The sequence below is a fragment of the Rhizobium sp. L43 genome (assembly GCF_002531725.1).
Taxonomy (GTDB): domain Bacteria; phylum Pseudomonadota; class Alphaproteobacteria; order Rhizobiales; family Rhizobiaceae; genus Rhizobium.
Window position 1 is genome coordinate 68,021 of sequence record NZ_NWSQ01000010.1, and the last position, 13,070, is coordinate 81,090.

At 60.8% G+C, this 13,070-nt stretch carries 15 protein-coding genes and 1 pseudogene; 6 read left to right on the forward strand and 10 right to left on the reverse strand.

Annotated elements, in window-relative coordinates; translation table 11 throughout:
* Positions 1 to 401: 401 nt before the first annotated feature.
* Positions 402 to 1,178 carry a phosphodiester glycosidase family protein gene (locus tag CO667_RS14710; RefSeq protein ID WP_097619064.1) on the reverse strand — a complete coding sequence of 259 codons (777 nt, stop codon included), beginning with the start codon at positions 1,176 to 1,178 and terminating at the stop codon, positions 402 to 404.
* A gap of 429 nt (positions 1,179 to 1,607) precedes the next feature.
* On the opposite strand from CO667_RS14710, the pseudogene CO667_RS35890 reads away from it, so the two are divergent.
* Positions 1,608 to 1,691: pseudogene (locus CO667_RS35890) on the forward strand (VOC family protein); the annotation flags it as partial.
* 83 nt (positions 1,692 to 1,774) lie between these two features.
* Here CO667_RS35890 and CO667_RS35395 read toward each other — a convergent pair.
* Positions 1,775 to 1,948, reverse strand: a complete 174-nt coding sequence (locus CO667_RS35395; RefSeq protein ID WP_179874145.1) for a hypothetical protein — start codon at positions 1,946 to 1,948, stop codon at positions 1,775 to 1,777.
* A gap of 317 nt (positions 1,949 to 2,265) precedes the next feature.
* A complete protein-coding gene (locus tag CO667_RS14720; RefSeq protein WP_097619065.1) occupies positions 2,266 to 3,480 on the reverse strand; it encodes an argininosuccinate synthase in 1,215 nt (404 codons plus the stop codon).
* A 125-nt stretch (positions 3,481 to 3,605) separates the two neighbouring features.
* Here CO667_RS14720 and CO667_RS14725 point away from each other — a divergent pair, with 125 nt between their 5' ends.
* Positions 3,606 to 4,073, forward strand: a complete 468-nt coding sequence (locus CO667_RS14725) for an Lrp/AsnC family transcriptional regulator (protein WP_097619066.1) — start codon at positions 3,606 to 3,608, stop codon at positions 4,071 to 4,073.
* Positions 4,074 to 4,329: 256 nt separating this feature from the next.
* Here the strand turns inward: CO667_RS14725 and CO667_RS14730 are convergent, their stop codons facing one another.
* Entirely contained in the window at positions 4,330 to 5,169 is an 840-nt protein-coding gene (locus CO667_RS14730) for an SDR family oxidoreductase (protein ID WP_097619067.1), read from the reverse strand.
* 128 nt (positions 5,170 to 5,297) lie between these two features.
* On the opposite strand from CO667_RS14730, the gene CO667_RS14735 reads away from it, so the two are divergent.
* The gene (locus tag CO667_RS14735; RefSeq protein WP_097619068.1) at positions 5,298 to 5,675 is read left to right on the forward strand and encodes a helix-turn-helix domain-containing protein; all 378 of its coding nucleotides are present in this window, start codon (positions 5,298 to 5,300) and stop codon (positions 5,673 to 5,675) included.
* 390 nt (positions 5,676 to 6,065) lie between these two features.
* On the opposite strand, the gene CO667_RS14740 is transcribed toward CO667_RS14735, so the two are convergent.
* Positions 6,066 to 6,878 (reverse strand): hypothetical protein, encoded by an 813-nt coding sequence (locus CO667_RS14740; protein WP_097619069.1) that lies wholly within the window; start codon positions 6,876 to 6,878, stop codon positions 6,066 to 6,068.
* Positions 6,879 to 7,104: 226 nt separating this feature from the next.
* Here CO667_RS14740 and CO667_RS14745 point away from each other — a divergent pair, with 226 nt between their 5' ends.
* Complete coding sequence (locus CO667_RS14745; protein ID WP_097619070.1) at positions 7,105 to 7,980, forward strand: helix-turn-helix domain-containing GNAT family N-acetyltransferase; 876 nt, start codon at positions 7,105 to 7,107, stop codon at positions 7,978 to 7,980.
* Between the two features lie 162 nt (positions 7,981 to 8,142).
* On the opposite strand, the gene CO667_RS14750 is transcribed toward CO667_RS14745, so the two are convergent.
* Positions 8,143 to 8,346, reverse strand: coding sequence for a hypothetical protein (locus CO667_RS14750; protein ID WP_097619210.1), 204 nt, complete (start codon positions 8,344 to 8,346; stop codon positions 8,143 to 8,145).
* A 407-nt stretch (positions 8,347 to 8,753) separates the two neighbouring features.
* On the opposite strand from CO667_RS14750, the gene CO667_RS36240 reads away from it, so the two are divergent.
* A complete protein-coding gene (locus CO667_RS36240; protein WP_280953220.1) occupies positions 8,754 to 8,876 on the forward strand; it encodes a hypothetical protein in 123 nt (40 codons plus the stop codon).
* Positions 8,877 to 9,058: 182 nt separating this feature from the next.
* Here the strand turns inward: CO667_RS36240 and CO667_RS14755 are convergent, their stop codons facing one another.
* Positions 9,059 to 9,700, reverse strand: coding sequence for a dihydrofolate reductase family protein (locus CO667_RS14755; protein WP_097619211.1), 642 nt, complete (start codon positions 9,698 to 9,700; stop codon positions 9,059 to 9,061).
* Positions 9,701 to 9,789: 89 nt separating this feature from the next.
* Between CO667_RS14755 and CO667_RS14760 the strand changes: the two genes are divergently transcribed.
* Positions 9,790 to 10,311, forward strand: coding sequence for a helix-turn-helix domain-containing protein (locus tag CO667_RS14760; RefSeq protein WP_097619071.1), 522 nt, complete (start codon positions 9,790 to 9,792; stop codon positions 10,309 to 10,311).
* Positions 10,312 to 10,326: 15 nt separating this feature from the next.
* Here the strand turns inward: CO667_RS14760 and CO667_RS14765 are convergent, their stop codons facing one another.
* From CO667_RS14765 to CO667_RS14775, 3 genes are read right to left on the reverse strand one after another with little or no spacing between them, the layout of a single operon-like run.
* Positions 10,327 to 11,130, reverse strand: coding sequence for an ABC-2 family transporter protein (locus CO667_RS14765; RefSeq protein ID WP_097619072.1), 804 nt, complete (start codon positions 11,128 to 11,130; stop codon positions 10,327 to 10,329).
* 2 nt (positions 11,131 to 11,132) lie between these two features.
* Positions 11,133 to 11,933 carry an ABC-2 family transporter protein gene (locus tag CO667_RS14770; protein WP_097619073.1) on the reverse strand — a complete coding sequence of 267 codons (801 nt, stop codon included), beginning with the start codon at positions 11,931 to 11,933 and terminating at the stop codon, positions 11,133 to 11,135.
* Entirely contained in the window at positions 11,930 to 12,949 is a 1,020-nt protein-coding gene (locus CO667_RS14775) for an ATP-binding cassette domain-containing protein (RefSeq protein ID WP_097619074.1), read from the reverse strand. Before CO667_RS14775 ends, CO667_RS14770 begins: the two co-directional genes overlap by 4 nt.
* Between the last annotated feature and the right edge of the window lie 121 nt (positions 12,950 to 13,070).

Consider the following 13,070-nt stretch of genomic DNA (forward strand, 5'->3'; position numbering starts at 1 on the left):
CGCATCTCCGTCGCTCAGCCCCATTATACAGCAACGGCAACGTACAAGGATAAGGGATGTTGGAGGGTGCCGCGCTCAAGGATAGGGCGGCGGAGGAGGGATGTCTTCAATGTTGGTGCCCGCGGTGGCACTGTTCCATCTAACGGTTGCGCCAATGCCCAAGAGAGCCTCATCCTGAGGCGCCCCGGAGGGGCCTCGAAGGACGGGGCGGGTGCTCGGCGTGGCGGCAACATTGATGCAAGAAGCAGAGTTGCGGCGTGTCCTTCGAGACTCCGCCCTTTGGGCTGCTCGCTTCAGGATGAGGGCTGTGGAGGATGCCGCACCCTGATAGAAGCATTGGTGGATGCCGCGTTTCCAAATAAATGCATGGGGAATGCTGCGGTTCGCTTTCGCCTGCCGCGCTACTCGACAAGCCCGAAGATAGGGCCGTAGCCGCCGTGCCAGGACCAGTCGTTGAGGCCCATGTCAGGGTTGTAAAGCCCGACGCCGTGTCCGCCATCGAGAAACAAGGCATCGGGGCATTTCAAACGGTCGCGGAAGAGCCGTGCGAAATCGTGGAAATTGACCCCGTCTTCGCTGATTGCGAAGCGAATGGTGCGGCCCGTACAGACGCCGACGCCGCTCCGCCGGGTCCGGTCCGTCGAGCCGAGGATGAAGATCGGGTTCAGCGTGTTGGCGATAACCAGCATCGGGCCGGATTGGGTGGCGAACCGCGCCTTGGGCCGACGCTTCAAAAATTCAGCGGTCGGGAGTATCCCGGCGCTGGTCTCACCCAGAAAGAACACGCCGTTTGGCTTTTTGTAGAAATTCGGCACCTGACCGGCGGCGCTTTCGGCCTCCGTCGTATTGGCGGGCTGCAATTCCCTGGCGTTCTCGATATAAAGTCCCATCGGTGAAAAATCCGCCCGGTACATCCCCGCGTTGACGGCGAAAGCCAGCGTTTTCCCCTCGGCGCGAACGGCTTCGGCAAGGCTTGAAAAAGTCCGGTATGGCGCCCCGTCGGCGTTCTTCCAGAACAATCGCAGGTCGGCTTTATCAGGTTCCAGCGTGCAGACGACGTATTTCGCCTCTTCGAAGATTTGCTGCTCGCATGGTTGCGCATGCGCCTGATGCACGGATGTTATCGTTGCTGCCAGGATGATGGCTGCCGCAAGCACGCCGTGTCTGAGATAGGTCATCGGTGCCACGTCCGCTCTTTCATGTCGCCAATGAAGCGTTTATTTATGAGATTGCAATAGTTTGATGGAGCGGGATGTGGCTCCCGGCCCATTGCATCGCCCGACTATGCTGTATTCCAAGGCTGACGGGACAACACGAGGGAGAGCGGTAATGGTTGGGAAATTTCTGAAGCGCGGTGCGATCATCGACACGATAAAGAGCGAAGAGAAAATGAACGCTCTGCAAAAACGGACAGGGCAAAGCAGGTATCACGTTGATGTGGTGCCATGCGGGTGTCCCGATGATAATTGCGGCGCATTTCATGTTCTCAGGACAGAGCGTCCGCTTCCATCCGTTGAAAAGGCTGAACAAATTCTCCGATCACATCGACGGTAGAAGAAATTAGCTGAAAAACGATACGCCTATTCCGAACGTGGAAAAGGCGAAGGTTCATTCTGTTGATCTGCAAGCCTTTCGACGGCGAGCCGGCAAGCGCCGGAAACGGCTCGATGGTCGGTTTCATGGCCAAGACCCCGCCGGCTTCATCCATCTCCGGACGCGTTCAACCAGGATTGCTTCAATCCTGTTGCGGATAGAGATGCGGGGCCATCGATCCCTACCAGGCAGTACGGGCGGTGCCGAGTGCCGTCGTGTGAGAGGACGAGACGTGGGCGACGTAGGCCTTGAGCGAGACGACGCAGTTTCCCGGACAGCTGAGCTTGTGCAACGTCAAGTGTTTCAGCAAAGCCTCCGCGTCGCGCTCTTCGGTGAGCGGAAATGTCATAGTCATGCGGGTTCCTCCAGCGAATAGACCGAGCATCTGTAGAAGTAATGTCTAAATTCTTTTGCGCTGCAACAAGAAAATTTTAATGATAAAATTAAAATCGATTAACTCTGAAGTGGATTTTTTTAAAATCGTTTGAAATTAGCTGCGCCATTTCCATGGGAACCTGAGCTGTTTGAGCGCGAGGGAAAATCCGGAGTACGGCCCCAACGGGAGCGGAGCTGAAGCGCTCGAAACGACGGCTTTGATGTAGACGTCGACAAGGGGTGAGGAAGGTGCTTGATGGGTTGTGAGCATCAAGCACGCCGGCTGGCGGCAGGCGCTCATCGTCCGTTGCGGGCTGCCCAGCTCCTGAGCCGCAAGCCATTGAGCCTGATGAAGCCTTCGGCATCATGATGATCATAGGCGACGGCGCTTTCCTCGAAGGTGACGAGGTCGGCGGAATAGAGTGAGCAGGGTGAGGTGCGGGAAATGACCGAGGCGCTTCCCTTATAGAGCCTGACCGCTACTTCGCCGCTGACGAAGGTCTGGCTTCGGTCGATCAGCGCCTGCAGCATGTCCCGCTCGGGCGCAAACCAGAAACCGTTGTAGATCAGCTCGGCGTAGCGCGGCATGATCTCATCCTTCAGATGTCCGGCGGCACGATCGAGCGTGATCGATTCAATGCCGCGATGCGCGGCAAGCAGGATCGTGCCTCCAGGCGTCTCGTACACGCCCCTCGACTTCATGCCGATGAAGCGGTTTTCGACGAGATCGAGCCGTCCGACGCCATGCCGGCCGCCGCGGCCATTGAGTTCGGTGAGCAGTGTTGCCGGCGTCATCGCATGGCCGTTCAAAGAAGCCGGGTTGCCGCTTTCGAAGCCGATGGTGACGATCTCGGGGACATCGGGAGCGTCGAGGGGATCGACAGTGCGCTGATAGATATAATCGGGCGCGACTTCCGCCGGATCTTCGAGAATCTTGCCTTCGGTCGAGGTGTGCAGCAGGTTGGCGTCGGTCGAGAACGGCGCCTCGCCGCGCTTGTCGCTCGGCACCGGGATCTGGTGCTTCTCGGCATATTCGAGAAGCTGCGTGCGGGAGCGGATGTTCCATTGGCGCCAGGGAGCAATCACCTCAAGCGACGGATCGAGCGCATTGACAGCCAGCTCGAACCGGACCTGGTCATTGCCCTTGCCTGTCGCACCGTGGGCAACGGCATCCGCGCCAACCTCCCGGGCTATGGCGACCAGATGCTTGGCAATCAACGGCCGTGCGATGGAACTGCCGAGAAGATATTGTCCCTCATAGAGCGCGTTCGCCCGCAGCATCGGAAAGACGAAATCGCGGACGAATTCCTCCCGCAGATCGACGATGCGGATATCCTTGACCCCGGACATTGCCGCCTTTGCCCGCACCGGCCCGAGCTCCTCGCCTTGGCCGAGATCGGCGGTGAAGGTCACGACCTCGCATCCGTAAGTCTCCTGCAACCATTTGAGAATGATCGAGGTGTCCAGCCCGCCCGAATAAGCCAGCACGATTTTCTGTATGTTTTTCGCCACCAGTCCATCTCCGATTTAACGAGAAGAATGATAGGCCAGTTCACACGCAATGAGCTTGCAAAGCTTCTTCAAAATGACAGAAGTTTGGCATATTCTGCCATCATGGAAATAATTGGAGCTATGAAATGCCAACCACGTTGGACCCTATCGATGGCCATATCCTGCGGGTGCTTCAGCGTGACGGGCGTATTTCGAATGTCGAGCTGGCAAAGGAGGTGGGGCTCTCGCCTTCGCCCTGCCTGCGCCGCGTGCGCCTTTTGGAAGAGGCCGGGATCATCGATCGCTACGTTGCCGTGCTGGACCCGGCAAAGGTCGGGGCGGGGCTGACGGTTTTTGCCCGCGTGTGGTTCAAGACCCAAGATGCCGAGGTGACGCTCCGCTTCGGAGAAGCCGTGAGGCGGTTTCCCGAGGTGATGGAATGTTACCTGACGACGGGGGAATGCGATGCCGTGCTTCGGATCGTCACCGCCGATCTGCATAGCTACTGGCGTTTCCAGGCCGATCATCTGACGCGCATACCGAGCGTCCTCAGCGTCAAGACCGACGTGCCGATGGAAACACTGAAGCGGAGCTACGAACTGCCGTTGCGATAGGCGTCGTTCTTCAGCCTGCGGCCCCTTGGAGGCGTGGTGTGCCAACCGCAGGCACGCCGATCAGCCTTCATCCTGAGGCGTGGAGGCCCTTGGGTCGGAGCCTGAGGCTGGAGGGAGATGGCCGTTCGGCTTAGCGGCAAGGCACGCGGCTCCCTGGGGATATCGCTTGGGGCGACGGCAGCGGCGATTGCCGAACTTCCTTCATCATTGCATGGGTGCAGACGGCGGAAATCCGCCGTCTGCACCTTGCCCGCTGTTACGCCTTCAGCGCCGCGGCATAGTCGGCTGCGTAAGTCTTCAGCGAACGCGGCGCCTTGCCGGTCAGCGTCTCGACATCGCCGGTAACGACGGCCGTCCAGCCCTGGCGGACCGGATAGAAGATCGAAGCGAGGAAGCTCGCATAGTCGGCCGGCACGCCGGCGCCGGTGAGAATGCCGATGAAGGCTTCGTCCGTGATGGCGTTGTAAGCGATCGGCTTGCCGGTGGCTTCGGAGAGGATTGCCGCGGCTTGCGTATAGGAGAGGGCTTCCGGTCCGGTCAGATTGAACGCCTTGCCGTCGAAGGTGGTGGAGGTGAGGGCGGCGACGGCGCTTGCCGCGATGTCGCGGGCGTCGATGAAGCTCGACTTGCCGTCTGCGGCCGGAAGCGCGATCTGGCCATGGTCGATGCCGGGTTTCCAGAAGGTGTGGAAATTGTCGGCGAACCAGTTCGGGCGCAGGACGACGTAAGGTGTTCCTGATTTCTCCAGCGCGATCTCGACCTGGCGGTAGGGAATGGAGTCGTCGGCATCGACGCCGATCACGCTCTGGAACACCACCTTGACCTTGCGGCTGGCGGCCGCTTCGATGACGGGCAGCAGCAGGCCTTTGGCATCGACATAGCCGGAAGGCAGAAGCACATAGGCGCGGTCGACGCCCTCGAAGGCCGGGCCATGGGTTTCCGGCTTGCCATGGTCGAAGACGACGCCTTCGGCGCCGGCCACGGGCTTGCCGGTGCGGGAGGCGGCCTTGACGGTCTCGCCCTTGGCCAGAAGCCCATCCACCACATGCCTGCCGACTGTGCCCGTCGCGCCGAGAACGAGAATCTTGTTGCTCATGTCACTCTCCTAGGTATCTACTGGAAACTATCTTCCCGTGAGATAGATACAGGTAAATTCGGATTGGAAAAGAGAGCACTTTTTTGTCACCTGGTTTCCTCCTGGAAACCGGGCGGGAAGGAAAAGAGATGACGGCGATACAACAGGCTTACAATGTTTATGAGGATCGCTGCCCGACGCGGCTGGTGCTGGACCGGCTGGCGGATAAATGGGCGCTGCTCATTCTCGACCGGCTGGAAGGCGGGCCGGTGCGTTTCAATCACATCCGCCGCGACATCAAGGGCATATCGCAAAAAGTTCTTTCGCAGACGCTGCGGAAGCTGGAGCGCGACGGGTTGATCTCGCGCTCGATCTTCCCGACCGTGCCGGTGACCGTCGAATATGCGCTGATGCCGCTGGGCCGCACCCTGACGGATACCGTTTCCGCCCTTGCCCACTGGGCAGAGAAAAATATGGATGCCATCGTTGCGGCCCAACGTGCTTATGACCAAACCCATGCGGCTTGACGTTGGGTGCAACCCGGATTTTGGAAATGGCCTGTAGTGGCCGATGAGGTTTATTCGCCCGGGTGGGAAAGCAGATGATGGGCAGGCGTATCTCCCTTCCTTGCCGCTCGGCGTGGCAGGTGTTCCGGCTGTTGATGGATGCAAGCAGCGGCGCTGCCGTGTGTCCTTCAAGGCTTCGCCCTTTGGGCTGCGCGCCTCAGGATGAGGGACGTTGGAGGATGCCGCGCTTCCAATAGAGATGTTGGAGAATGCCGCACCAGGGCTGAAGGGGCCTCATTCCGAGGTGCGAACCGCTGAAGGGGCTCTCACCAAACTCTTCCGTAATGGCGGTAATGGTTGCATCCGCGTTTGGCGGACGCGCCACCGTTTCTAATGGGACCAGCGAGAGGATCACTCGACCTGGATATGAATATGGTCGTCGTGGCGGGCGGCGCGGCAGCCTTGGAAGCGGACATGGCTGTCGGTGATCCCAAGCGCATTCTTCAGATGCGGCTCGATGAAAATCTTCTGCAGGCCGAAGCGCGCGACGCCTTCGCTGGTCAGCCAGCGGACCGCGGCCGACGTCCGCTGCTCTTCGATCCGATAGGCCGGAAACAACGGCTGCAGCGCGTCGAAATCCCAGCGGGTGGTGAGCCAGTCGTGGCGGCCTTCGCAGGGTAATTCGTCGCCGGGCGCGGGTTCTTCGAAAGCGAAATAGCCGATCGGGGAGCGGGTGATGCCATTCAGGAAGGTGCCGTCCGCATCCTTGTAATAATAGGCGAAGTCGAGCTTCTTGCCATCGGCATGCGACAGATGCGGCAGCAGCGGAAAGCCGTTTAAGAAGGGGAAATTTGCATCCAACGCGATGGTGACGGTTCCGGGGAACTCCTCGTCCATGTGGGCGGCTAGCGCCTTTGCCAGGTCGCGCACGTCTGAGGTGACGTAGTTGCGGTTCAGCAGGCAATAGATCGGGGAGCGGACCACGAGCCTGTCGGTGGTGTTTGACACGCAGGAGAGGGGAACCCGCCCGAACATCGGAGCTGCGAGGCCTGCTGCGAACGACGCACTGCCATAGCAAAGCATGAAGATGGCGAGCTTCGCCAGAAAGCGCCGGATGCCCCAGGCGCGCGACGCGGCCAGCGCGATGAGATAGGCGAGGCCGCCGATCTGGGTGAGCAGCGTCAGGATGACGACGATCAGGGCGTGGAGGATAAAGCGAAGCACCGGGCAGCCTTGCGGTAGGGAAGTTGCATTGCCATAGGGGAGGGAGCGGGGTTGCGCAAGGTGGTCGGCGCGCCGGCCTCGTCCTTCGAGCCAATGGGGCATCCTCCAACGCCGCTCATGCTGAGGCGGTGGCCCCTCGAAGCACGCTCCGCAGCGCCGCTCCTTGCAAGTCCGCTTTTGGCGCTCTGAATTGACAGTGGAATTTATCTGACTTAAGTCAGATAATATGGTTTATGACCCCGTCTCTCGCGTCCGTCGCTTCAACCGTGCCGTCACCTCCGAAGTCGGTGCTCTCGATACGTCTTTCCTCGGACGCGGGCGTCCGCTGGGCGCAGCGCGCGTGCTCAACTCGATCGGCCGGGGACAATCGGATGTTGCGGTGATCCGCGATTACCTCGGCCTCGACTCGGGCTTGATGAGCCGTCTGCTGCGCAGCCTGGAAGAGGAGGGGCTCATCGAGACGGTGCCGAACCCTCAGGACGCGCGTCGCCGCGTCGCCGGATTGACCGAAGCCGGCCGGTCCGAGTTTCAGGCTTATGAAGCGCTTTCCGATGCGCAGGCGAAATCATTTCTGGCGCGACATCGCCACCCGGAAGAACTTCTGCGCGCCATGGATATCGTTGCTTCCTCGCTGAGACGCGACCAGATCGTGCTTGAGGAGAAGGATCCTCGCCACCAGGATGCCAGCTATTGCCTGAGCGAATATTACGGCGAACTTGCGCGCCGTTTCGAGAAAGGTTTCGATGTATCGCTTTCCCGCGATCCCGATGCCAGGGATATGGCCCGTCCGCGCGGTGCGTTCCTGGTGGCCATGTTGGATGAGCTCCCGATCGGCTGTGTCGGGTTGAAGGGCGACGGCGGCGACGTCGCGGAGATCAAAAGGCTGTGGGTCGCCCCATCCGCGCGTGGCCTCGGGCTCGCAAAACGCCTGATGACATCAGTCGAGAACATCGCCCGCGAGCTCCGCGTCAAGCGCCTGCGTCTGGATACGAATAGCGCGCTGGCCGAGGCGCAGAAGCTCTATCGCGGAACCGGCTGGAATGAGATCGACCGTTTCAACGACGATCCCTACCCGGACACGTTCTTCGAAAAGCGCCTTTAGCCAAGCGAGTTCGATCGGGCTGAGCGCCCGCCTCGCCCCTTCGCGCGGCATCCTCCACCGTCCCTCATCCTGAGGCGCGCAGCCCATAGGGCGAAGCCTCGAAGGACGTGCCGCAGCGCTGCTCCTTGCTCCCTCCGGGACGGGTTCAATGGATCGATGGTCCTACTGGTGGTTCAACTGCTTCGATAGCTCGGCAAAAAGCTTGTCGTGGTCCGTGTTCATCTGGACGAGATCGACGGCAATGGTGATGGCGCGGCGCCCTTCGATGCTGTCAATGTCGAGCTTCCTCTCGCAGCACCATTGCCGAACGGCATCGGTGACGACTGTTATTTCATCATCGTTGAGTGAGATGAGCGATAAAAGCATCGTCGTGCCCTCCATGAAGCGGCAAGAGCACCTATGGTCTCTCAAGCGGTCGTGCCGATGCCGATGGGCCGATGGCGCTGACTCTACGCTCATTCGCCAACAACACCACAGAATTTTGACACAGTTTGGCGCCGGCCTGGTGTCCGCGGGGCGGCGCGATCGGTGCCCCGTTCGTTCCTGAGGCAATCAGACCGGTACCTGCCAAGACTGCTTGATCTTCTGCATCGGGATTTCCGTCTTGATGTTGCGAACGCCTTCGATGCGGCCGAGATGCTCCATCTGGATTCGCCTGTAGCCTTCCAGATCGGGGGCACGACCCGGAGGATGAATCGCAATCTCCGGCCATCAGATGGCATTCGACGATCTGGGGCAGCTTATCTCACGCGCATCGGCGGCTATCTCTTCCTGTGCAACCGCACGCTCGGCCGCGCCTGCGTATCGTCATGGAGCGCGCTCCCGGCTGCGTGCTGATCACCGTCATCGCGCTCGACTTCGTGACCGGCCGGCGGATCTGGTTGCTCTCGGCGTGACGATGCTGGTGGCAGCCAAACTGCCGGTGCTTCCGACCGTCGTGATTGTCATAGAAGCAACCCGCTCGTCGGGGTTGCTTCTGCTCCGACCGCCGCCGTCGTCCCCTCTCGGGTCCTTCCTCGGTGCCGCCGCAGGCACCCTGCGGCGTGCGCTGGCGTGAAGGATACCGACCGGCGGCTGGTTATTTCGCCAGCACGATATGCGTGGCGTGTTCGGTCGCGACATGTTCGACGACGCGGAAGCCGAGGGCGGGCAAGTCGATGCCTGCGAACATCGCTTCGCCCTTGCCGAGGACGACGGGCGAGATCGCAAAATGCAATTCGTCGATCAGGCCGGCCTGCAGATATTGGCGGACGGTGCTGACGCCGCCGCCGATCTTGACGTCCTTGTCGCCTGCGGCCGCTTGCGCCTTGTCGAGTGCCTCCTGGATGCCACCAGTGATGAAGTGGAACGTCGTGCCGCCCTCCATCACGATCGGTTCGCGCGGGTGGTGCGTCAGAATAAAGGTCGGCGCGTGGTAGGGCGGGTTCGGCCCCCACCAGCCCTTCCAAGCCTCGTCAGGCCAATCGCCGCGAATGGGGCCGAACATGTTCCGTCCGAGGATGAAGGCGCCGAAATTGGCCATGCCGCGGGCGGCGTAATCCTCGTCGACACCTGACGAACCGTCGTCCTTTCCCATCATCGCCCGGAAGGTGCGGGTGTGGAAGAACCATTGGAACATTTCCGGCCCCCGCTTTCCCAGCGGATCGTTTATGCTCTGCTCCGGTCCGGCGCCGAAACCATCCACGGAAAGGGAAAACGCTGCAACACGCACCTTGGACATGCTTTCCTCCATCTGATTTCATATTGAAACTAGTTGCGTTGTCGCATAAGCGATCCTATATTGCAACCGGTTTTTATGGGAGAAAATTCGTGGATATCGAACTACGGTCGGGCTGCCCGATCAACCTGACGATGGAAGTGCTGGGCGACCGGTGGAGCCTCATCATCATCAGGGACATCATGTTTGGCAACCGCCGCCATTTCCGCGAGCTTCTGACCCATTCGGAGGAGGGGATCGCCTCCAACATTCTGGCCGCCAGGCTGAAGCGTCTGCTCTCGCTCGGGTTCATCAGCAAGCGGGACGATCCGAGCCACAGCCAGAAAGCAATCTACAGCCTGACCGAACCGGCGATCCAGCTCGTGCCCGTCTTCGCGATGATCGGCGCCTGGGGACGGCGCCATCTGCCGGTGAGCGAGGAGCTCAGCATCCGCGCTGAGCTTCTTGAAAAAGGCGGACCGCCGCTCTGGGGGGAGTTTATGGAGGATCTCCGGCAGATCCATGTCGTCGATCCGATCGGCGGCGCCAACGGCACCTGCACCTCGCCGGTGCTGACGAAGCTGACGGCGGCATTCCTCGAGGTCTGCGCGAGATCGTCGTCGCAGGCGTCCTGACGCCGGCTGGCCCGGTCAGCCGCCGGCGCCCTGATATTTGCCGGTGGCGTAGCGCCAGTGAGCGATAGCCAGCAAGACCCAGATCGGCCCGGCGGCAAGAGACACCGGCCCGGCCCAGTCCCCGAGGATCGGGATGGGCTTGCCGAGCAGGGCGCCGACCGGAACGGAACTGGTCAGCGCCAGCGGGACTGCGGTTATGAGGATGAGCTGTATGCCGCCAGGAAAAATATTGAGCGGGTAGCGGTTCAACTCCCAAAAGCCGAAGAAGATCGAGAACAAGTGGTTGGACCGCACCCAGATCAGCGCCGTGGCGCCGATCATGGTGATGAGCGCACCCGTCACGAGCGTCGCGCTGAGAAGTGCGGCAATGAAGAATGACGCGGACCAGACCGACCAAGCGAAGTCGACGGACAGAACTGCCCAAGCCATCAGCGCCACTGCGAGGATGATGTGGCCGGCATAGCTGATATTGAGGCCGGAAAAAACCAGATAGGCCCAAGGGCTGAAAGGTTTGACCAGTAGCGTGTCGTAAGTGCCGAGCCGCACCAGTTCTTCGAGCTCGCGCAGCTGCACGAAGCTCATCGCAGCGCCGAGCGAATAAGCCAGCAGTTGGAAGCTGAACAGCAGCGCAAGCTCTGGCCAGGTCCAGCCGCCGAGGGTGTCGAAGCGGGCAAGCAGGATGCCGATGGTGGCGAAGACGCTGCCATAGGAGAGGATCTGCGCAAAACGATCGAGCCAGAAAGCGCCGCGATATTCCATCTTGGAGCGGACGTGCATCCGAACCAGCAGCGGAAGGACGCGCAGATGATGCATGAGCATGATCAGCCTCCCTGCACGGTGATGCGGCCGGAGGCGCAGCGCCACAGCCAAAGGACCCCACAAAGGAACAAGGCGGCCCAGCCGAGACCCAGGCCGAGATGAAGCCAGATCTCGGCCGGAGAAAGCCGGCCGAGATAGACGGCATTGGGGTAATAGACGATCCAGGCGAAGGGCAGGTGGCGGGCAACCGTGGCCAGAGGTTCGGGGAAGAACCAGAAGGGCACCAGCAGGCCTGAGAACAGTTGCAGCAGGGCGCCGAGGATCCAGTCCAGCGAGAAGCTGGTCATCAGCCAGAAGGCCACGAGGCCGAAAAGCGCTGATATCAGGAACAGCAGCGTAAAGGACAGCGCCCAGAAGGCGACGAACATTACCGCATGGAACAGGCTTGCCGGCGGCAGCATGCCGTAAAACAAGGCGGTGAAGGCGACGGTCGGAATGACCTGTGTTGCCAGGCGGTAGAAAAAGCTGCCGCATTCGTTGGCGAAGAGATAGAGCGGATAGGACAGGGGCTTGAGCAGCCAGATCGCGACATCGCCGGTTTTGAGCGACCGGCCGATCTCGCCGATGATCCTTTCAGGGCGGGTCGCACCCATCACGGCGCCGCCGAGCAAGGCATAGGTCACCATCTGCTGCAGGGAGACCCCGTCGACCACGATTGCGCCGACGCCGGCATAGGCCGCCTGCCAGATGGCGACGCGCGCGAAGACCTGCACGAGTTTGCCGAAGATGTTGGCCCATACTTCGTTGCGGTAGGCGAGCTGCGAATGGAAGGCACTGCGCGCGAAGGCGAAATAGGCGCTCATGATGCCCGGGCCTTGGCATTGCTACGCTGGTCGGCGTTGCGGCGCTGGTAGAAGGTGCGGATGACCTCTTCGATGTCGGGCTCGTGCAGCGCCACATCCTTGAGGTCGCGCCCGCTACCCACCTCCGATAGGATTGCGACCAGCGAGATGTCTTCACGCTCGATGAGATAGTTTTTGCGCAAGCCTTCGTCGCTGACGAGGGTCGCGGTGCGCAACGACAGCGGTCCGGGGTCGCTGGCAAATTCGAGTGTCAGCCGCCGAGCCGAGCCCAATGCCGCGCGCAGGCTCTTCAACTCACCGTCGAAGATGAGCCTGCTATGATCGACCATGATCAGCCGCGGGCAGATGGTCTCGATGTCCTGCAGGTCATGGGTGGTGAGGATAATGGTGACGCCGCGCTCACGGTTGATCTCGGCGAGAAAACGCCGCACCGCATCCTTGGCGACCACATCAAGCCCGATGGTCGGCTCGTCCAGAAAGAGGATCTTGGGATCGTGCAGCAGCGACATCACGATCTCGGCGCGCATGCGCTGGCCGAGGCTGAGCTGGCGCACCGCGCGGTCGAGAAACGGCGTGAGATCGAGCAACTCGCTGAAGCGCCGGAGGTTGTCCGCATAGCGGGCAACGGGGATGTCATAGATGTGCTGGTGCAAGGTAAAACTGTCGACCAGCGGCAGGTCCCACCACAGCTGGCTGCGCTGGCCGAAAACGACGCCGATCTCGCGCGCATTGTCCATCCGCTTGAGATGCGGCGTCCGGCCGAGTACCGAGAGCGTGCCGGCGCTGGGCACCAGGATACCGGTCATCATTTTGATCATCGTCGATTTGCCGGCGCCATTGGGGCCGAGATAACCAACGGCTTCGCCCGCCGTGATGTCGAAACCGATATCGGAAACGGCCAGAACTTCGGTATATTCGTTGGTCACCAACGTCTTCAGGGCGCCGAGCAGGCCCGGAAATCTCTTGTGCTGCCGGAAGCGTTTGCTGACGCCCCGTGCCTCGATCAAAGCCGTCATATGCATTTCCCGCCGATTCGGCAGCTGTGAGGATTGGGAACCCAGGCTAACGCGGGGCTCGGCCAGTGCAAGCAAAAGTCGCTTTTGGCCATCACGCAATTGAGCAATTCAGAGTTCCGCG